General features: G+C 45.7%; 21 protein-coding genes. 16 read left to right on the forward strand and 5 right to left on the reverse strand.

What is annotated here, in order from left to right; genetic code table 11:
- Nucleotides 1-18 precede the first annotated feature (18 nt).
- The 5 genes from ACYQ27_RS04870 to proC all read right to left on the reverse strand — a co-directional run bounded on the left by ACYQ27_RS04870 (nt 19) and on the right by proC (nt 3,369).
- A complete protein-coding gene (locus ACYQ27_RS04870) occupies nt 19-567 on the reverse strand; it encodes a hypothetical protein (protein ID WP_456452603.1) in 549 nt (182 codons plus the stop codon).
- Entirely contained in the window at nt 555-1,178 is a 624-nt protein-coding gene (locus ACYQ27_RS04875; RefSeq protein ID WP_456452601.1) for a hypothetical protein, read from the reverse strand. The genes ACYQ27_RS04870 and ACYQ27_RS04875 overlap by 13 nt, the downstream gene beginning before the upstream one ends.
- The gene (locus ACYQ27_RS04880; protein ID WP_460041124.1) at nt 1,171-1,773 is read right to left on the reverse strand and encodes a hypothetical protein; all 603 of its coding nucleotides are present in this window, start codon (nt 1,771-1,773) and stop codon (nt 1,171-1,173) included. Before ACYQ27_RS04880 ends, ACYQ27_RS04875 begins: the two co-directional genes overlap by 8 nt.
- A gap of 5 nt (nt 1,774-1,778) precedes the next feature.
- Entirely contained in the window at nt 1,779-2,480 is a 702-nt protein-coding gene (locus tag ACYQ27_RS04885; protein ID WP_456452597.1) for an RAD55 family ATPase, read from the reverse strand.
- Between the two features lie 97 nt (nt 2,481-2,577).
- Entirely contained in the window at nt 2,578-3,369 is a 792-nt protein-coding gene (gene proC, locus ACYQ27_RS04890; protein WP_456452595.1) for a pyrroline-5-carboxylate reductase, read from the reverse strand.
- A 264-nt stretch (nt 3,370-3,633) separates the two neighbouring features.
- On the opposite strand from proC, the gene tar reads away from it, so the two are divergent.
- From tar to ACYQ27_RS04970, 16 genes are all read left to right on the forward strand, one after another.
- On the forward strand, nt 3,634-3,933 hold the full coding sequence (gene tar, locus ACYQ27_RS04895; RefSeq protein WP_456452607.1) for a TK0271 family transcriptional activator: 300 nt from the start codon (nt 3,634-3,636) through the stop codon (nt 3,931-3,933).
- The gene (locus ACYQ27_RS04900; RefSeq protein WP_456452593.1) at nt 3,930-4,586 is read left to right on the forward strand and encodes a 1-deoxy-D-xylulose-5-phosphate synthase N-terminal domain-containing protein; all 657 of its coding nucleotides are present in this window, start codon (nt 3,930-3,932) and stop codon (nt 4,584-4,586) included. Before tar ends, ACYQ27_RS04900 begins: the two co-directional genes overlap by 4 nt.
- Nucleotides 4,587-4,592: 6 nt before the next feature.
- A complete protein-coding gene (locus ACYQ27_RS04905; RefSeq protein ID WP_460041125.1) occupies nt 4,593-5,519 on the forward strand; it encodes a transketolase family protein in 927 nt (308 codons plus the stop codon).
- A 4-nt stretch (nt 5,520-5,523) separates the two neighbouring features.
- Entirely contained in the window at nt 5,524-6,309 is a 786-nt protein-coding gene (gene aroF, locus ACYQ27_RS04910) for a 3-deoxy-7-phosphoheptulonate synthase (protein WP_460041126.1), read from the forward strand.
- Entirely contained in the window at nt 6,297-7,295 is a 999-nt protein-coding gene (aroB, locus tag ACYQ27_RS04915; RefSeq protein ID WP_460041127.1) for a 3-dehydroquinate synthase, read from the forward strand. The genes aroF and aroB overlap by 13 nt, the downstream gene beginning before the upstream one ends.
- Entirely contained in the window at nt 7,276-7,926 is a 651-nt protein-coding gene (gene aroD / locus ACYQ27_RS04920) for a type I 3-dehydroquinate dehydratase (protein ID WP_460041128.1), read from the forward strand. The genes aroB and aroD overlap by 20 nt, the downstream gene beginning before the upstream one ends.
- A complete protein-coding gene (locus ACYQ27_RS04925; RefSeq protein WP_460041799.1) occupies nt 7,919-8,737 on the forward strand; it encodes a shikimate dehydrogenase in 819 nt (272 codons plus the stop codon). Before aroD ends, ACYQ27_RS04925 begins: the two co-directional genes overlap by 8 nt.
- Nucleotides 8,685-9,533, forward strand: a complete 849-nt coding sequence (locus ACYQ27_RS04930) for a shikimate kinase (RefSeq protein WP_460041129.1) — start codon at nt 8,685-8,687, stop codon at nt 9,531-9,533. Before ACYQ27_RS04925 ends, ACYQ27_RS04930 begins: the two co-directional genes overlap by 53 nt.
- A 4-nt stretch (nt 9,534-9,537) precedes the next feature.
- A complete protein-coding gene (gene aroA, locus ACYQ27_RS04935) occupies nt 9,538-10,749 on the forward strand; it encodes a 3-phosphoshikimate 1-carboxyvinyltransferase (protein WP_460041130.1) in 1,212 nt (403 codons plus the stop codon).
- The gene (gene aroC / locus ACYQ27_RS04940; RefSeq protein ID WP_460041131.1) at nt 10,746-11,828 is read left to right on the forward strand and encodes a chorismate synthase; all 1,083 of its coding nucleotides are present in this window, start codon (nt 10,746-10,748) and stop codon (nt 11,826-11,828) included. Before aroA ends, aroC begins: the two co-directional genes overlap by 4 nt.
- Nucleotides 11,795-12,022 carry a chorismate mutase gene (locus tag ACYQ27_RS04945; RefSeq protein WP_460041132.1) on the forward strand — a complete coding sequence of 76 codons (228 nt, stop codon included), beginning with the start codon at nt 11,795-11,797 and terminating at the stop codon, nt 12,020-12,022. Before aroC ends, ACYQ27_RS04945 begins: the two co-directional genes overlap by 34 nt.
- The gene (locus ACYQ27_RS04950) at nt 12,009-13,055 is read left to right on the forward strand and encodes a pyridoxal phosphate-dependent aminotransferase (protein ID WP_460041133.1); all 1,047 of its coding nucleotides are present in this window, start codon (nt 12,009-12,011) and stop codon (nt 13,053-13,055) included. The genes ACYQ27_RS04945 and ACYQ27_RS04950 overlap by 14 nt, the downstream gene beginning before the upstream one ends.
- The gene (locus ACYQ27_RS04955; protein WP_460041134.1) at nt 13,027-13,833 is read left to right on the forward strand and encodes a prephenate dehydrogenase/arogenate dehydrogenase family protein; all 807 of its coding nucleotides are present in this window, start codon (nt 13,027-13,029) and stop codon (nt 13,831-13,833) included. The genes ACYQ27_RS04950 and ACYQ27_RS04955 overlap by 29 nt, the downstream gene beginning before the upstream one ends.
- 226 nt (nt 13,834-14,059) lie before the next feature.
- Nucleotides 14,060-14,734: an ACT domain-containing protein gene (locus tag ACYQ27_RS04960; protein WP_460041135.1), complete on the forward strand. Its 675-nt coding sequence runs from the start codon at nt 14,060-14,062 to the stop codon at nt 14,732-14,734.
- Nucleotides 14,735-14,780: 46 nt separating this feature from the next.
- The gene (locus ACYQ27_RS04965) at nt 14,781-15,977 is read left to right on the forward strand and encodes an aminotransferase-like domain-containing protein (protein ID WP_460041136.1); all 1,197 of its coding nucleotides are present in this window, start codon (nt 14,781-14,783) and stop codon (nt 15,975-15,977) included.
- Nucleotides 15,978-16,242: 265 nt separating this feature from the next.
- Nucleotides 16,243-17,475 (forward strand): argininosuccinate synthase, encoded by a 1,233-nt coding sequence (locus ACYQ27_RS04970; RefSeq protein ID WP_460041137.1) that lies wholly within the window; start codon nt 16,243-16,245, stop codon nt 17,473-17,475.
- Nucleotides 17,476-17,479: the final 4 nt, after the last annotated feature.

Here is a 17,479-nt window from a genome sequence, read left to right on the forward strand (position 1 = left end):
GTTAAGCTCATCCCGATATCATGTTCCTCCCAGCTCGGGTATCACGCTCAAAAACAGCAGAACCCCCCCGAAGTAGAGGAAGTCGCTGAGAAGATTGAGCGAGAGGAGGTATGCAGCCACGGCCAGAAATCCAAACACAGCCGAGAGATAGAATATTTCCCTGTATGGCCAGAGGAGGAGTCCAACTGCCCGAGAAGCCCGGAGCGGCATGAGAGTCATTGTCATTAAGACACCCAGCTGGAAACTATCGATGCTTCCCTTTATAAAAACGAAAATGAGGGTTAATGCAGATACCACCATGATGTATTTCCATTCAGCGTGTTTTTTCAAATTTATCGCCATAAACTTCTCGACGACCCAAAATAACAGTAATGCTGCAGAAAATTCCAGAAATTCCATTGATACACCTGTGGGAACTTCTATAAGGGGTGCTATTAAAAATAAAAGCCCAATTGCAAGGGATGCCCTATTGCCGTGAAGGAGTGCAAATTTCCTTGAGAAAAATCCGATGAGCATGACAACCCCTATCATTCCCTCGGTGATTTCTTCAATTATTATGCACGCCATCCGAGCCACCCCCTGAGGTTGAGCAGCGTGGTCATCGCCCCAAAGAGCCAGAGCAGGAGGGAGGTGTAGTACACCAGCAGGAGAACGTATCTGCCGCATGGAGAAAGGGTATAGCGGAACTCACCCAGCCAGCTGTAGGCCACGAGGATCCATGAGGCCGCATTCAGTGTAAGGCGGGTGTGGTGGCTCTTCATCCTCACGGACATGAGGGTTCCCATCAGTATCAGAAGGGAGAGGAGGACGAAAGCCCTCAGAACGCTTATTAGGCCAACATCTCCGCTTAAATATGCCGCCGCTGGTGAGGTGAGAACCAGTGCTCCCTTAATGGCCAGGGTGCGCGGAGGTGCCACGGGAACGTTCCTGAGAAGCGGAAAGCTCATGACCACAGCACCTGTAATCACAGCAAGGGAAGGGAGTATCTCCCCCGGGACATGGAACTCCGCCGTTGAAAATCCCGCAGCTATGAGCACCGCCCCCACAAGCTGGAGCAGCAGTATGCGCTTCCACCTTTTTGAAAAACCTGAGAGCATAAAGAATGTCAGTCCCGTAAATACTGTGGCTGTCATCGCCACGGCTCCTACGAGGGCTCTTACAAGGAGATACTCATTCAAGGGGCTCACCTATTTTGACTTCACCGTTGGATATATCAAGCCTGTAGAATCCGGTTCCTCCGAGGGGAGATTTCTTTATCCTGATTCCCCTCGTAACCTTAAATCCCTCTACGACCTCAAGGATATCGATTATGTGGGAGGCATAGTTCTCGAACATCGCCAGCGTCCTCTCATCCACAAGCCTCTTGTCAATCAGAACCATCATCACGGCTTTCTTCTCCCTGACAATCTCGACCAGCTCGGCAAACAGCTTGAATACAATCTCAGGAGGATGGAAGACGAGGATTGGATGCAGGATGAAAAACGCCACACAGGAGCCTTTGAGCATCTTTCGAAATGTGAAGGATATCTGGTAAAGCTCCTGCTGCTGTACATCCCTGCCGAGCACTATGAGTGATATTTCGCCCGGCCCGAACTGCTTTTCAAACTCCTCGCTGAGCTTGGGGGTGACGAATGCGACCGCATTCCCCCTGTTGGCGAGCAGCATGCTCGTCGCTATCTCCTCACCCAGCGTGCCGACAGTCTCTATGAGGATTGTGCTTCCGGGCTCGAGGTCTCCCAGCAGAATATCGAGCTTCCTTATCCCTGTCCTCATACACATCACTCAATGAAGAGGTTTTCCGTGTGATACACCTCAATGCCCCTGTCGGTTATCCTGTAAGGCCTGATGTGCTCATCGAAGGGGCTTCCCCTGAATTTCTTTACAAGGATTCCCCTGAGTATCTTTCCCCCGGCTTCAATGGTTCTCAGCTCTATGACCCCGCTCGTGAGGTATTCCTCGATGTCGCTCGTGCGCAGGTCAGAGGTTATAACAACCGTCGCACCGAGCTTTGAGAGCGATTTCAGGAACCCTATAAACGTCTTCCTGTATTCGAGCTCGTTCTTGACCGTTAGCTTGAGCATCGTCAGCGGGTCAATGGCCACCCGCAGGTACCTCTCAAGTTCAACCTTCTCCTGAATTGCACCAGTTAGCCTTTCAAAGCTTTCTCCGAATTCCTCATAGAAAGCTCCGGCGAAGAGATGCTTCCTCTCGGTTACGGGGGTCGCGTCTATCCCGTGGAACTTGGGATTTCTGAGATCAAAACCCAGCTTCGCCATATCCTCCTTGAGGGTTTCGAGGGGCTCCTCAAGGGTTACATAGAGGACGTTTTCCCCGTTCCTCACACCCTCCATAAGAAACTGTATGGCAAACGTGGTTTTTCCGGCTCCCGGCCCGCCTTTTACCAGATACGTCCTGCCGGGAATCAAACCCCCACCGAGCATTTCATCCAGACCATTAATTCCGGTGGGTATCTTCTCCATTCCGTATCACCCTAATGGATGCTCATGCGTTTCCCCTTTATAATGCTTTGCAAAGTTCACTTTTTAACATGCTGGGTGTGAACATGTCCGGCTCGTGCTATCTTCCAATCTCAAGCGACAGAATCTTTGACTTCTTAGCCGCAGCATCCACCGCCTTCATTATCGCCGTCCTCACCCTGCCCTCCTCAAGCTCGAAGACCCCGTCTATCGTGGTTCCTCCGGGTGTTATCACCATGTCCCTTATCTGGGCCGGGTGGAGGTTTGTCTCAAGCAGGAGCTTTGCCGTGCCCATGAGTGTCTGGGCGGCCGCGAGCAGGGCAACATCCCTTGGCAATCCCACCTTTAATCCGCCGTATATCAGCGATTCAAGAAACACCGACGCATATGCCGGCCCGGAGCCGCTCAGCCCCGTTATGGCATCCATGTACTCCTCATCAACCCTCAGGCACCTGCCAAAAGTCCCAAATACCCTTTCAACGAGCTCAATTTCCCGCTCCTCCAGACCATCAGCCGTATACGCGGTAAAGGACTCTCCCACAAGAACGGCTATGTTTGGCATCGCCCTCACGAGCTTTGCATCCGTCAGCCCCCTGAGTATCCTTAGGGGGATGCCCGCGGCAAATGAGATGAGGATTTTTCCCTCGACGGCGGGCTTTATCTCTTCGAGGACTTTCCCGACCTTGTTTGGCTTTACGGCGAGGATGATTACATCCGCTTTCTCGGCGGCGGCCTTATTGTCCCTTAAAATCCTGACTCCGTACTCTTCAAGCCACCTCACCCTTTCAACCCTTCTCCTCGTCGCAATAACATCATACCCATCTTCAGCCAGTGCCTTTGCAACGGCACTCCCTATGGTTCCGGCACCTATCACTGCTATGCTCTTTTTCATCTCAACACCCCGCTTAATGAAAGCTGTTGGTTTAAAATCCGCGATTTTTGAAAAAATGTTTCATCAATTTTTTGTCAGATAGACAGCATACGGGACTGTTTCACCCGTGAAAATGGTTAATGTGCCAGATTTCTGATGATTTTGCTGATTTTTGATAACACGCCTATCGGAAACAGCGATTTAACACTCAGGGCAGGCTTTCCTGTCCAAAAGCTTAAATATATCCTCCGTACTTCAAAGTTCGGTGATGGTGATGTCCCGCCAATATCTGTAACCCAAAACCCGGAACATGAGCTGGCTGTCTTCAGGAGGCTCTTCTTAAGGGCCCTGAATGGAAATCAGGTGCTAATTCTAAGGAGCATAAACGGAAAGCACCGCTCCCTGAATGCTCTTTTGGAGGAGATAAGCAGGGAAACCAGGAAGCCAATTTCGACGTTAAAGCTCAATGCCAAGATTCTGAAGGAGCTCGGACTGATAGACTACGGCGAAAAGAACAATCCAAAGCCCGTTGAACTGACGGAACATGGAAGGCTCGTTCTGAAAATTCTCGGGGTGGTACAATGAGTGTTAGCTCAGCCTTAAATGGCAGGCTCAAAGAAATGCTCTCGGAAGTGAACAACTTCCACCTCAACTCCTCTATAACGTGCATTGAGATTTTAAAGGCAGTGATGGCAAAGAAAAGGGAAAACGACGTAGTAATCTTAAGTAAAGGGCACTCGGCGCCGGCATTTTATGTAATCCTTTCAGAGCTTGGGCTTTTAGATGAAGATGAGCTGAAAAGCTTTGCCACTTTGGATGGACTGCCGAGCCACGTTATCAGAGGTTTGCCCTTCATCGAGGTCTCAAGCGGTTCGTTGGGACAGGGGTTGTCAGTTGCCAATGGAATAGCGCTGGCTTCAAAGCTCGAAGGAGAAGAAAAGAACGTTTACGTAGTCTTGGGCGATGGAGAACTGGATGAGGGTCAGGTCTGGGAAGCTGCGATGACTTCTTCGCATTACAAGCTTGACAATGTCATAGCAATCATTGACAGGAACTTCAGGCAGTTAACGGGGAAAACGGAGGAAATCATGTCAAAAGAGCCCCTAGGGGATAAGTGGAAATCCTTTGGCTGGGAAGTGTTCGAGGTTGAAAACAAAGCCGAGAAAATCCTTGAGCTGCTATTTGAGCTCGACAGAGTAAAGGGAAAGCCTAAAGTGATAATAGCCAAATGGGAGTGAAAGGCTATGGGTAAAATCATCGAGAGCTTTAGAGAAGCCTTTGGAAGAGCTTTAGTTGAGATGGGAAGGGAGAACGAAGACGTTGTAGTTCTGGATGCGGATGTAAAGGGCTCAACAAAAACGAGTTACTTTGAACAGGCTTTCCCCGATAGATTCTTCCAGATCGGCATAAGCGAGCAGGATTTAATTTCAACGGCTGCGGGCTTTGCGATAGCCGGTAAAATTCCAGTAGCCTCAGCTTTTGCAGCCTTTATGATGAGAGCCTGGGAGCAGATAAGAAACACCGTGGCGAGGGATAACTTAAATGTCAAAATTGTTACGACTCATTCAGGTTTTTCGGACTTTATGGACGGCTCGTCCCATCAATGCCTGGAGGACATAGCTTTGATGAGGGTTCTGCCAAATATGAAAGTCCTTGTGCCGGCAGATGCTTATGCAACCAGAGTTCTCCTTGAGCAGATGGTTGAAAGCGAAGGGCCCTTTTACATGCGTCTGGGAAGGGATTACACGGTAAAGGTTTACGATGGAGAAGAGCTCAAAGTTGGCAAGGCAGAAATCCTAAGGGAAGGGGAGGATGTTTTTTTGATTGCCTGTGGATTCATGGTTTCGGTGGCTTTAGAAGTCGCTGAAAAGCTTAAAGACCTGAGCGTTGGAGTGGCGGATTTTCACACGATAAAGCCCCTTGATGAGAACACATTGCTCAAAATAGCTAAAAAAGTCAGCTTAATAGTCACCTTGGAAGAGCACAGCATTTTTGGAGGGCTTGGAGGAGCTGTGGCGGAGGTTTTAAGTGAAAAGATGCCAAAGAGGGTCATTAGAATTGGAGCAGAGGAGTTCGGCAGAAGCTCGAGGGACTACTTAGCGTTACTGGATTTCTACGGCTTAAGTGCTGATAAAATTGCAAAGAGAATAGTCAAAGCAGTTGGGGGGTAATTTGATGTTCAAATTCAGCAGAGAATACAAAGCTAAGACCGTTGTCAAAGTTGATGGGGTCAAATTTGGGGAAGGCTTTACCATAATTGCCGGACCGTGTTCCGTTGAAACAGAGGAGCAGATAATGAAAACTGCAGAATTTTTGAGCGGGCTTGGTGTTAAAGTCCTGAGAGGAGGAACATTTAAGCCCAGAACTTCCCCCTACTCTTTCCAAGGGCATGGAGAAAAGGCTTTGAAGTGGCTTAAAAAAGCTGGAGAAGAGTTTGGCTTAGTTACGGTCAGCGAAGTTATGGATACAGGGAAAGTTGAACTCGTGTCTAAATACGTTGATATTCTGCAAATCGGGACGAGAAACGCTCAAAACTTTGATCTTCTGAAAGAGGTCGGCAAAAGGGATAAGCCGGTCATTTTAAAGAGAGGCTTTGCCAATACGATTCAAGAGTGGCTCTATTCGGCAGAATACATCTTAGCTGAGGGAAATGAAAACGTCATTCTCTGTGAGAGAGGTATTAGAACATTTGAAACATCAACGCGCTTTACCCTTGACATCTCAGCGGTTCCAGTCGTTAAAGAGCTGTCCCATCTTCCAATAATAGTTGACCCCTCCCACGCTGCTGGAAAGAGGAGCTTAGTTAAACCCCTGTCCAGAGCAGCACTTGCCGTCGGAGCGGACGGAATCATGGTTGAAGTACATCCAAAGCCCGAAAAAGCCATGTCGGATTCAAAGCAGCAGCTGAACTTCGAGGAATTCAAAGAACTCCTGGAGGACTTGAGAAAATGGGGGTTATAGTTGAGAAAGGCAGCATTAAAAAGCTAAAAAGCATTGTTGATGAGCTTTCTCCCTACAAAACCGCCGTAATAACCAACACAACTCTTGAAAAGCTCTGGTTAGATAAGATATTGGATCAGATAAACGCCGTTCCAATCGTCATCCCTGACGGAGAGGGGTTCAAAAGCCTCGAGACGGCTCAGCAGATATGGAGAAAGCTAATTGAGATCAGCTTCACAAGAAGATCCTTGATAATTGGACTTGGTGGTGGGGTTATAACGGATTTAGCAGCTTTTGCTGCCTCTACTTTTATGAGGGGAACATATTTGGGCTTGATTCCAACGACCCTTTTAGCTCAAGTTGATGCCGCTATAGGGGGGAAGACTGGGGTTAATTTTGAGGGCAAAAACATCATTGGAACTTTTTACTTGCCTAACTTTGTTCTAATTGATCCAGAAACCCTGAAAACACTTCCCGAGGTTGAAATAGTGAACGGCTTTGGTGAGGTCGTTAAGTACGGAATTCTTGATTCGGGAGTTTATGAGAAGCTCAAGTCTTTCAGGAAAATCGATGAAGGGCTGATTAGAGAATGCGTAAATGTGAAGCTCAGAATCGTCGAAGAGGACTTAAGGGAAAGCGGGAAGAGGAGGATTTTAAATTTAGGCCACACCGCTGGGCATGCAATAGAGAAGGTTTCAGATTACAGGATAAAGCACGGCTTTGCTGTCTCTATCGGCTTGATGGCAAGCGCGCTGATAGCGGAAAAGATCAGCGGCTTCGATTCTGGAAAAGTCGAGGAGCTGTTAGATAGGTTCGACCTCCCGAAGAGGCACAGCTTCGAACCGAAGGAGCTTTTGAAAGCCATGAAAATAGATAAAAAAGCCTGGTACGGGAGATTGGTTTTCATACTTCCAGAGGAGATTGGAAGAGTTACCATAAGGGAAGTTGATGAAAAGGTGGTTTTAGCTGTCCTTAAGGCGATGAAAAATGATAGCGGGGACAATTAAAGCTAAAGGCATTGATGAAGTAATAAAAATAATTGAAAGAGGAGAAGCTGATCTCTATGAACTTAGAGTTGATGCCATGGAAAGCTTTGAGGGAATTGAAAAGCTAAAGCCCTTTGCCGGAAAGCTGATAATCACTGTGCGTTCTAAGGAGGAGGGAGGATTCAGGGAGATTAGGGATGAAGAGAGACTGAAACTCTTCAAAGAGTTCATGGAGATTAACCCAGCGTTCGTTGATGTTGAATTCAAATCAGAGATCGCTGAAGATGTAATAAGATTGGCAAGAGAGAGGGAAGTTGGAATTATAGTTTCACATCACGATTTCAGAGGAACGCCGAGCTTTGGAGAGCTCAAAAGTCTCTTGGAGGAAATGAAAAAACTCAAAGCTGATGTCATAAAAATAGTCACCTTCGCCAGGCACTACCTCGACAACATTAGGATTGTAAGGCTCTATGAATACGAAAAAAACCTCATTGCTTTTTGCATGGGTGAAAAAGGGAAAATTTCAAGGGCTCTCAGCTTGATTTTAAGTCCATTTACTTACGCTTCTCTGGGCGAAGCAGCTGCTCCCGGACAGCTGAGCGCTGAAGATATGAAGCTGCTCTTGGCTCTCATCGGTGGTGGGGATGATTAACGCAAAAACGAAGCTTTATGGATTAATCGGGAAGCCTGTTGAACACTCGCTAAGCCCAGTTATCCATAACGCCCTGTTCAAAAAATACAGCATCAGCGCTGTTTATTTGGCCTTTGAAGTTGATGATTTGGAATCAGCGGTTGGGGGGGTTAGAGCTCTTGGGATTTCTGGATTAAACGTTACGATGCCCCACAAGGAGCGAATTTTGGAGTTTTTAGATGAGCTTTCAGAAGAAGCCAGAGCGATTGGAAGCGTGAATACGGTGGTAAACAGAGGGGGTAAACTCATTGGATACAACACTGATGGCATTGGTGCATTAAAAGCTCTAAAGCGCTTTACGGAAGTTGAGGGAAAAAGAATCCTGCTTCTGGGGGCTGGAGGTGCCGGAAAGGCAATAGCACACACCTTCTCCAGATTAACCAGAGTTGTGGTTTTGAATAGAACTGAGAGAAAAGCGAAAGAGCTTGAAAAGTTTGGCGTCAAAGGGGAGAAGCTGAGCAAGGAGAGTTTAGAGTATTACTTAAGCTGGGCTGACATTGTGATAAACGCCACATCCATTGGCATGAACGAAGATAGGAGTCCAATTCCAAAGGGGCTTTTGAGAGAAAATCTGGTTGTTTTTGATATCATTTATTCCCCCTTGGAAACCAGGCTCTTAAGGGAGGCCAGAGAAGTCGGCTGTTTAACCATTGACGGCCTGTGGATGCTAATCCACCAAGGAGCCGAAAGCTTTAGGCTGTGGACCGGAGTCAAGCCAGATGTTGAGTTTATGCGTCGGGAGGCGCTTAAAGGTGAAAGGCGAAGCATTTAGCGCGGTAACGGTAATCAATGCCTTTGCCACTGGAAAGGGGGGAGCAATTGGAATAGATTTGAGGGTTAGCGTTGGGGTTAAGCTGACTGGTGAAGGGGTTAGCGGTGAAATCTTCGTTAGAGGGAAGAAATTTGGGGACTTTTCATTAGTTAAGGCAGTCGTGGAGACAATTAAAAATAAATTCAGCCTGGATTTTGGCGTTAAAGTTGAGATAGACTCGGAGATTCCGGCTGGGAAGGGCTTGAAGAGCAGTTCAGCGGTAGCTAACGCTTTAACAAAGGCAATTTTAGAGGAGCTTAAGATTGAATTGCCTGAGATTGAAATTGTTAAGCTCGGCGTTGAAGCTGCCAAAAGGGCTAGTGTAACTTTAACCGGGGCATTTGATGATGCCTGTGCCTCCTACTTTGGTGGTTTGTGTCTGACAGACAACTTAAAGCTTGAGCTCCTGAAGAGAGAGAAAGTGGAAAAGCTACCCGTTGTTTTGCTAATTCCCAAAGAAACCCTCCTGACGTCAAGTCTGAGGGGGAGGAACTTCAAAGTCCTCGCTCCATATGTTGGGGAGGCCTTTAAGCTGGCATTAAGAGGGGAGTGGAAAAAAGCTCTGGTTTTGAACGGGTTGATATACGGGTCTTTCTTGGGATATAATCTCGAACCCATTGCTGAGGCTCTAAGAGCCGGAGTGGTTGCCGGACTTTCTGGAAAAGGCCCTGCAATGTTCGCTATAACTGAAGAGCCCGAAAAAATTGTGGAAGTTTGGGAGAACTACGGAGAGGTTTTAACAACAACGCTGAGGTGAGCCGATGATAGAAATCACGCCGGTGAAAACTTTAGATGGAAAAATCAGGGCTCCCCCCTCAAAGAGCTACACGCATAGGGCATTATTTTTGGGATTGCTCTCGGAAGGGAAAACAAAAATAGAGAATCCGCTAATCTGCACCGATACACTTGCAACGCTGAACGCCGTGAGAGCATTTGGAGCCAGAGCAGATTGGAACTTTGTCGAAAGTTCTGGAGAGGTTGAGCCGGCCAAAATTAACGCTTTTGAATCAGGAACAACCGCGAGGTTGGCCATAGGCATTGGTGCCTTAGCAGATGGAGAAAGCGTGATAGACGGGAAAGAATCTTTGAGGAAACGTCCCATGAAGTCTCTGCTAAGAGCTTTGAATGATTTGGGTGTAAAAACTAAATCGAATGACTTTTTGCCGGTGAGGGTTTTTGGTGGGGAGATAAAGGGAAATTATGTGAAAATTGATGGAAGCATTTCATCGCAGTTCATCACCGCCCTGCTTTTCCTTGGAGCTAAAGCTGGGTTAAGCGTGGAAGTCCTGAACCCGGTTTCAAAGCCCTACCTTGAGATAACGCTCAGAATGCTGAATTGGGCCAATGTTAGGGTCGAAAGGAATGGGGACATTTTCCACGTTCATCAGGGGATAAAAGCTGAGCATTTCTCAATTCCCGGTGATTACTCCTCGGCTTCATTCCTTTTAGTGGCTGGAGCAATATTCGGTAAAGTTAGAGTTGAAGGATTGGACAAAGATGATGTTCAGGCTGATAAAGCTATTATAGGCCTTTTGAGGGAGTTTGGGGCGAACGTAAAAATTAGCAAAGACTATGTTGAAGTTGAGAGGGATGAATTAGTGGGTCAGGAAGTTGACTGCAGGGATTTTCCTGACCTCTTTCCAGTTTTAGCGGTTTTAGGAGCTTACTCGGAAGGAAAAACCGTTTTGAGGGCGAAGCATTTGCGCTACAAAGAGAGCGACAGGATAAGGGCTATGGCCTTGAACCTGGCAAAGATGGGTGCAAACGTAAAAGAGCTCGACGACGGTCTGATAATAAGCAAGAGCGAGCTTAGAGGCACTGTATTGAATCCGCAGAATGACCACAGGATTGCGATGGCACTCACAATTGCCGCTTTGGGCGCAAGGGGGAAGAGCGCCATCTTAAACGAAAGATGCGTTGAAAAGTCTTATCCGAACTTCTTCAAAGATTTGCGGGGGTTGATTGACCAATGATGGGAAGAATGCTCAGATTTTCGCTCTTTGGAGAGAGCCATGGAAGAGTTATTGGGGTCTTAGTTGAGGGTGTCCCGCCGGGAATTAAAGTCAACTTAGAAAAGATGAAAGCTGAGCTTGAGAGGAGAAAGGGCATTAAAAGGTTCTCAACTAAGAGAAGAGAGAGCGATGAGCCAGTAATCCTCTCGGGGGTCTTCAATAGCTTCACGACCGGTTCCCCTATAGCTGTAATCATTGAGAACAGAGATGTTGATTCATCCTATTATGAGGGAATAAAAAACACTCCAAGGCCCGGGCACAGTGATTACACAGCTAAAATCAAATATTTTGGATTCAACGATTACAGAGGCGGTGGATTTTTCTCTGGCAGGCTGACGGCTGGAATAGTAACAGCCGGCTACTTTGCGAAGGAGATTTTAGCAAAAGCCGGGATAGAGGTGAAGGCATATATAAAATCCATTGGGAAGGTAAAAGCAAAGGATTTGAGCGTTGAAGAAATCTTTAGCTCAAAAAACAGCTTCTGCCCTGATGAGGAAGTGTTCCAAAAAATGCTCGAAGAGATGGAGAGAGCGAGGAAAGATGGGGACAGCGTTGGCGGCGTTGTGGAAGTTATCGCCATAAACGTTCCTCCCGGCCTCGGCGGTCCTTACGATGAAGATTTGGAGGGGGATTTAGCCAAGGCCTTCTTTGCAATTCCAGCTGTTAAGGGGGTTGAATTTGGCTTGGGCTTTAAGATAGCCGAGCTCAGGGGGAGTGAAGCAAACGATCCCTTTGCTGTCAAAGATGGAAAAGTTATGACAGAAACCAACAACTGCGGGGGAGTTTTGGGAGGGATAAGCAACGGAATGCCAATTGTCGCAAGGATAGCTTTTAAACCAACACCCTCAATTTACAAGCCACAAAGGACGGTTGACCTGGAGAAAATGGAAGGAACTGAGATAAAGCTCACCGGAAGATTTGATTCCTGCATAGTGCCAAAGGCTCTGCCGGTTGCCGAGGCGATGATGGCGCTGGTTCTGGCAGACCATTTGCTGAGGTGGTTGAGTTGGAAAGGCTTCATGAGCTTAGGAAAAGAATAGACATGATTGATGAACAAATAATTGAGCTCCTGGAGGAGAGGGTTAGGATTGCCAGGGAGATTGGAGAGATAAAGAGGGAGCTGGGTTTGCCCATAAGGGATGAGAAGAGGGAGGAAGAAGTCCTCAGGAGGGCCGGCAGGTTTAAAATGATCTTTGATAAGATAGTGGAGGCGTGCAGAAATGAGCAGCTTTAGCGTATATGAGTTTTTTAACAGAATCTCCTCCATCAACCCTGAGATAAGGCTGGATGCAGGGCAGCCGGATATACCCGTGGATGAAAGGATAATAGAAGAGGCGGTGAGCTCTTTAAGAAGGGGCGAAACGGGCTATACGAAAACCTCCGGATTGGATGAACTCAGGGAGAAGATAGCAGAGGTTGAGGGGGTTGAGAAAGAGAATGTAATAATCGGCAACGGCTCAAAGATTCTGATAGCTTCACAGGTCTTTGAGGCCAGAAGAATCGGGGTTATTTCCCCTCACTGGCAGGCCTACGAATCAATGGGGAAAAAGTTCGGGAAAGAGGTCAAAATTTTCAAAACCTCCCTCGAAGACGGCTGGGAGCCAGAAATGGACAGATTGGACGTTGACCTGCTCGTCCTGAACTACCCGAACAATCCAACGGGAAAAATTCTGCCAAGAGAAAAGCTCAAAGAAATCCTTGAGATTGCTGAAGGGAATAAAATTAAGGTTCTTTCGGATGAAAGCTATTCAGACATAACATTTAAACCTTTCATTCCACCCAGGGAGCTTTATGACAACGTTATAACCGTTAAAGGCTTCTCAAAGCTTTTTTCAATGACAGGGTTTAGGCTGGGATATGCGATAGCGCAAAGGGAGGAGATTAGAGCCATGCAGAAATTTTTGGAAATAATGACAACCTCCGTGCCCATCTTCATCCAGAGGGCAGGGATTAGGGCAGTTGAGCTCAGGGATGAAATTAAAAGGAAGGCTGTGAAAATTTACAGGAAAAGGGCTGATTTGGCCGTCAGGACTCTTGATAGAAGGTTCTTTGAATTTGAAGAACCGGATGGGGCATTTTATTTATTTGTGAGGACTAAGACGGAAGGCCTGGGATTTGCGGAGAGGCTTCTGGAGAAGGGGGTTTCCGTTTTTCCGGGAATAGTTTTCGGCGATTACGGAGAATTCATCAGGATCTCCCTGGTCAGTCCAAAGCTCAAAGAGGGTTTAGGGAGGATAAATGAGCTTGGAGAGGAGCTCGATGGATAGGATTGGAATAATCGGCTATGGGAAGATGGGGAGGCTGTTTGCCAGAGAGTTCAGCAGGAGGCATGAAGTCGGGATTTGCTCAAGGCATGCAAATGGGAGTGAGTTTAAGTTTTTTGGCTCGATGGAGGAACTTTTTAAATGGGCCGATGTGCTCATAGTTGCCAGATCCCTTGAAGAAACACCTCAGGTTTTGGAAAAGCTTGCAGAGCTGAGCGAAAAAATTGAAGGAAAGGTTATTTTTGACATCTCGACATTCAAGAGACACGTGATGGAGATATACAGGAGATTCCCTGAGGGCGTGAAGGTTTGCAGCGTTCACCCGATGTTTGGTGCCGGAGCTGAGAGCTTTAAAGGGAGAAGGTTCATAGTAATTCCAGTTGAGGGAAGAGAGGAAGATATAAACTCGGTGATAAATCTTTTCAAGGACTTTAAAGCCGAGGTTTTCGTTGCAGATGCAGAAACACACGATGAAATGATGAAAGTCGTCATTGGAATTCCGTATTTCATTGGCATCTCATTCCTGAGCTTCATCTCGGAATTTAAAGGAGTTGAAAACTTTGGAGGAACCTCGTTTAAGTATCTGACCGCCTACGCAAAAGCCGTGCTGAATGACTCTCCGAGGTTCATTGAGGAAGTTCTGGAGCTCTCAAAGGACAAAATCGAGGAATTTCTTGAATTCGCTAAGGCCGACGTCAACATTAAAGACCTTAAAAAAAGACATAAGGAGCAGATTATAGAGAGTTATAAGAGATTCTACAAAGTGTTAAATGAAGATTGACTGCAAAACTCTGTTATTTGCAATTTTTAATGATAATACCACGAGAAAATGCCATTATGGGCATTAAAGAACATTAACTCCTTTGCTAAACAGAGATAGGCCATGTTACTTGAAGGGAGGGGAATTGAAAGGCTTTTAAGGAGTATAAGGATAACGCTGAGAGTTTAAGTATCAAATAGCACAAAAAGTTATATATTATGGAATGATATTCTTTTTAGGTGAGATGATGGCGGAAGAAAAGATTAGTGTTGCGAAGGCTGTAAAGGACACCGTTCTCTCTCGTCCAGCAATTAAGGAGTGTTTGATTTTAGATGTTATAAACTACAGCGCTTTGGCAAGGCTTATTTTAAAAGAATTGGAGAAGAAAAACGTTAAAACCTCAACTGGAGCAGTAAAGATGGCTTTGATAAGAATTGGAGAGGAGCTGAAGAAAGAGAGAGTGTTCTTTGAAAGGAGAATTAAGGGTGTGGTTGCAAAAACAGTTATTGAGCTTCAATCCGATTTGACCGTAATAACAGCTGAAAAAAGAGCTGTCTTAAACAAAATTGGACCGCTCTCTAAGGTAATGGAAAATGCGAGATTTTTCCAGCTCACCCAAGGTGTTGAAACATTCACACTCGTTCTCTCAAGCGAGGAAAAGGAGGAGGTCGTTAAGATACTGAGAGACAATATAGTAGACTTGATTGAGGAACAGACAGCCATAGTTTTGATAAGTCCGGAGGAGATAATAGAAACTCCGGGGTTTGTTGCCTTTGTCGCTTCGGCCCTTTCATCAGGCGGAATAAACATAACCCAAGTAATCTCGTGTCATAAAGATACAATATTCGTTCTCGACAGAAGGGATGCTCCAAAAGCTTACCAAATCCTTGAAGAGTTGATTTTAAAGATGAGGAAGGCTTAAGTTTGTCAAAAATACAAAACACAGGGGAAAAAATTTATATCCATTAATGAACATAAGTGTGGGCCTAGGTGGTAAAATGTTCTCTCGGAGAATACTTGACATTGATATGAGTGAAGTCAAACGAGTGGTTGCTTTAATAAAAGCCGGGGACGTAATTTCATTCGCCGGTGGAGTGCCAAGTAAGGCGCTTTTTCCGCTTAAAGAGTTGAGAGAGGCATTTCTAGAGGTTGGAGAAATACCCGATGCGTTTCAATATGGCTCAACTCTGGGGTTTGAAGGTCTCAGGGAAGAGCTATTAAAGCACTTAAAGGGAAGTCAGGAAATCCATGCAGAACTCGAGGAGATAATGATAACTCACGGTTCTCAGCAGGGAATTGACATCATTGGAAGGGTTCTTGTTGATCCAGGAGATATAATTGTAGTCGAGGCACCAACGTACTTTGTCGCTCTAAACACCTTCCAAGTTTATGAAGCGAGGTTTCTTCAAGTGGGGCTTGACGAAGAAGGCCTGAAGACTGAAGAACTTGAAAGCCTATTAAGAAAGGGTGAAAAGATAAAACTCGTCTATACAATTCCAACGTTCCAAAATCCTTCTGGAGTTACTATGAGCGAAGAGAGAAGGAAACACTTGGTGGAGCTTTCGGAGGATTTTGACTTCATAATAGTTGAGGACAATCCATATGGAGAGCTTCGCTATTCAGGAAGCCCTGTAAAGGCAATAAAGCACTTTGATAAGAGTGGAAGGGTAATAAACTTGGGAACGTTCTCAAAGATTTTCGTTCCGGGTTTTAGGTTGGCATGGCTTATAGCGAGTGAAGAACTCATGGAAAAGCTTGAAGTTGGAAAATTAACCACCGATGTTTGTTCAAACACAGTTGGACAGTACGTTACTTGGACATTTATGAGGAAAGGGCTATTAAAGAAGCACATCCAAAGACTTACAGAGTCCTATGGGCCAAAAAGGGATGCAATGCTTGAGGCCTTAGATGATTTTATGCCTGAAAATGTCAGCTGGACAAAGCCGGATGGAGGAATGTTTATCTGGCTAACTATTGATGATAATGTTGATACCAAAGAAATGCTTGAGGATGCTGTTAAGAGAGGAGTTGCTTATGTTCCCGGAAAAGTGTTTTATGCCTTAAAGGGTGGAGAAAACCAGATGAGGCTGAACTTCACATTCGAAAGTGTTGAAAGAATAAGGGAGGGAATAAAGAAATTAGCAAAGCTTATTGCTAGCTTTTAAAAGCTAAAAAGAGCTAAAGGGCATTTGTTCTCTTTTCTTCAGTTTTAAATTATTATGGCTTTTCAGGGGGGTATTAGGGATATCTCTCTGTCTTCAACTTCGTCACTCTTTGCAGCACTCCAAGTATTAAGCCATATTGAGATTTCTATAAAAAGCCCGCGTAATTCTTATTGTTGTTACATTTATAACAAAATTTTTCAATCTTGACACATTGATTACAAAAAATATAAAAAGTGTTCCTTTTATTTTGGCCTGGGTGGTTTAAGTGAAGGTGGTTTTAGCATATTCAGGCGGTTTGGATACATCGGTTATCCTTAAGCTGATGCAAGAAAAGCTGAACGCCGAAGTAGTAACTGTCACAGTGGATGTTGGGCAAACAGATGATTTCAAGAAAATTGAAAAGAAGGCTTTGAAGCTTGGGGCAGTAAAGCACTATACGATTGACGCAAAGGGGAAGTTTGCGAAGGAATACTTAACTAAAGCCATTAAAGCCAATGCCCTTTATGAAGGGGCTTACCCCTTAGCCACTGCCTTGGCAAGGCCTTTGATAGCAAAGAAAATAGTGGAGATTGCTAAAAAAGAAAACGCCGATGCGATAGCTCATGGCTGTACTGGAAAAGGGAATGACCAAGTAAGGTTCGATTTGGCAGTTAAAGCACTCTATCCAGAGATTAAGATAATCGCTCCAGTAAGGGAGTGGGGCCTAACAAGGGATTGGGAGATGGAATACGCAAAGAAAAACGGCATTCCCGTTAAGGAAAAAATCTACAGCATTGACGAGAACCTCTGGGGGAGGAGCATAGAAGGAGGAATTTTAGAAGACCCCTCCGAAGAGGCACCAGAGGAAGTTTTTGAGTGGACACTTTCACCAGAGAAAACCCCTGAAAAGCCTGAGTACGTAACAATTGAATTTGAGGAAGGAGTTCCAGTTGCCTTGAATGGAAAGGAAATGGACTTAGTTGAGCTTATAGAGACGCTGAACTTCACAGCAGGGAAGCACGGAGTTGGAAGGATAGACCACATTGAAGACAGAACTGTCGGAATAAAAAGCAGAGAAGTTTATGAAGCACCGGCTGCAGTAACCCTGATTAAAGCCCACAAAGACCTTGAAAAGCTTGTTCTCACAAAGTGGGTTCTCGAGTTTAAAGAAATCGTTGATTCAAAATGGGCATGGCTCACGTACAACGGTCTCTGGTTTGAGCCGCTTAGGGAAGCCTTAGATGCATTCATTGATGAAGTTGAAGAAAATGTCAGTGGGTCTGTAAAAGTAAAGCTCTACAAGGGGAATGTTACTGTGGTCGGACGGGAATCGGAGAATGCACTCTACGATACAAAGCTTGCAACCTATGAGAAGTTCAGCACTTTTGATCAAAAGTTAGCAGTTGGCTTTATTGAACTTTTTGGAATGCAGAGCGTTTTGGCTTATAGTACAAAAAACAAGCTAAAAGCTCTATATCCCTCCTCAACACCAGTGAGGGCAAAGAAGGTCGTTAGTTAGGTGG

The organism is Thermococcus atlanticus (assembly GCF_054657855.1).

What these genes read in the sequence shown, in the direction of transcription:
- proC (WP_456452595.1), bottom strand. Translation starts at nt 3,369, where the DNA reads ATGAAAAAGAGCATAGCAGTGATAGGTGCCGGAACCATAGGGAGTGCC.
- aroA (WP_460041130.1), top strand. Translation starts at nt 9,538, where the DNA reads ATGATAGAAATCACGCCGGTGAAAACTTTAGATGGAAAAATCAGGGCT.
- aroD (WP_460041128.1), top strand. Translation starts at nt 7,276, where the DNA reads ATGATAGCGGGGACAATTAAAGCTAAAGGCATTGATGAAGTAATAAAA.
- ACYQ27_RS04930 (WP_460041129.1), top strand. Translation starts at nt 8,685, where the DNA reads ATGTTGAGTTTATGCGTCGGGAGGCGCTTAAAGGTGAAAGGCGAAGCA.
- aroF (WP_460041126.1), top strand. Translation starts at nt 5,524, where the DNA reads ATGTTCAAATTCAGCAGAGAATACAAAGCTAAGACCGTTGTCAAAGTT.
- ACYQ27_RS04880 (WP_460041124.1), bottom strand. Translation starts at nt 1,773, where the DNA reads ATGAGGACAGGGATAAGGAAGCTCGATATTCTGCTGGGAGACCTCGAG.
- ACYQ27_RS04955 (WP_460041134.1), top strand. Translation starts at nt 13,027, where the DNA reads ATGAGCTTGGAGAGGAGCTCGATGGATAGGATTGGAATAATCGGCTAT.
- ACYQ27_RS04965 (WP_460041136.1), top strand. Translation starts at nt 14,781, where the DNA reads ATGAACATAAGTGTGGGCCTAGGTGGTAAAATGTTCTCTCGGAGAATA.
- aroC (WP_460041131.1), top strand. Translation starts at nt 10,746, where the DNA reads ATGATGGGAAGAATGCTCAGATTTTCGCTCTTTGGAGAGAGCCATGGA.
- ACYQ27_RS04870 (WP_456452603.1), bottom strand. Translation starts at nt 567, where the DNA reads ATGGCGTGCATAATAATTGAAGAAATCACCGAGGGAATGATAGGGGTT.
- aroB (WP_460041127.1), top strand. Translation starts at nt 6,297, where the DNA reads ATGGGGGTTATAGTTGAGAAAGGCAGCATTAAAAAGCTAAAAAGCATT.
- ACYQ27_RS04900 (WP_456452593.1), top strand. Translation starts at nt 3,930, where the DNA reads ATGAGTGTTAGCTCAGCCTTAAATGGCAGGCTCAAAGAAATGCTCTCG.
- ACYQ27_RS04960 (WP_460041135.1), top strand. Translation starts at nt 14,060, where the DNA reads ATGGCGGAAGAAAAGATTAGTGTTGCGAAGGCTGTAAAGGACACCGTT.
- ACYQ27_RS04950 (WP_460041133.1), top strand. Translation starts at nt 12,009, where the DNA reads ATGAGCAGCTTTAGCGTATATGAGTTTTTTAACAGAATCTCCTCCATC.
- ACYQ27_RS04885 (WP_456452597.1), bottom strand. Translation starts at nt 2,480, where the DNA reads ATGGAGAAGATACCCACCGGAATTAATGGTCTGGATGAAATGCTCGGT.
- ACYQ27_RS04905 (WP_460041125.1), top strand. Translation starts at nt 4,593, where the DNA reads ATGGGTAAAATCATCGAGAGCTTTAGAGAAGCCTTTGGAAGAGCTTTA.
- ACYQ27_RS04925 (WP_460041799.1), top strand. Translation starts at nt 7,919, where the DNA reads ATGATTAACGCAAAAACGAAGCTTTATGGATTAATCGGGAAGCCTGTT.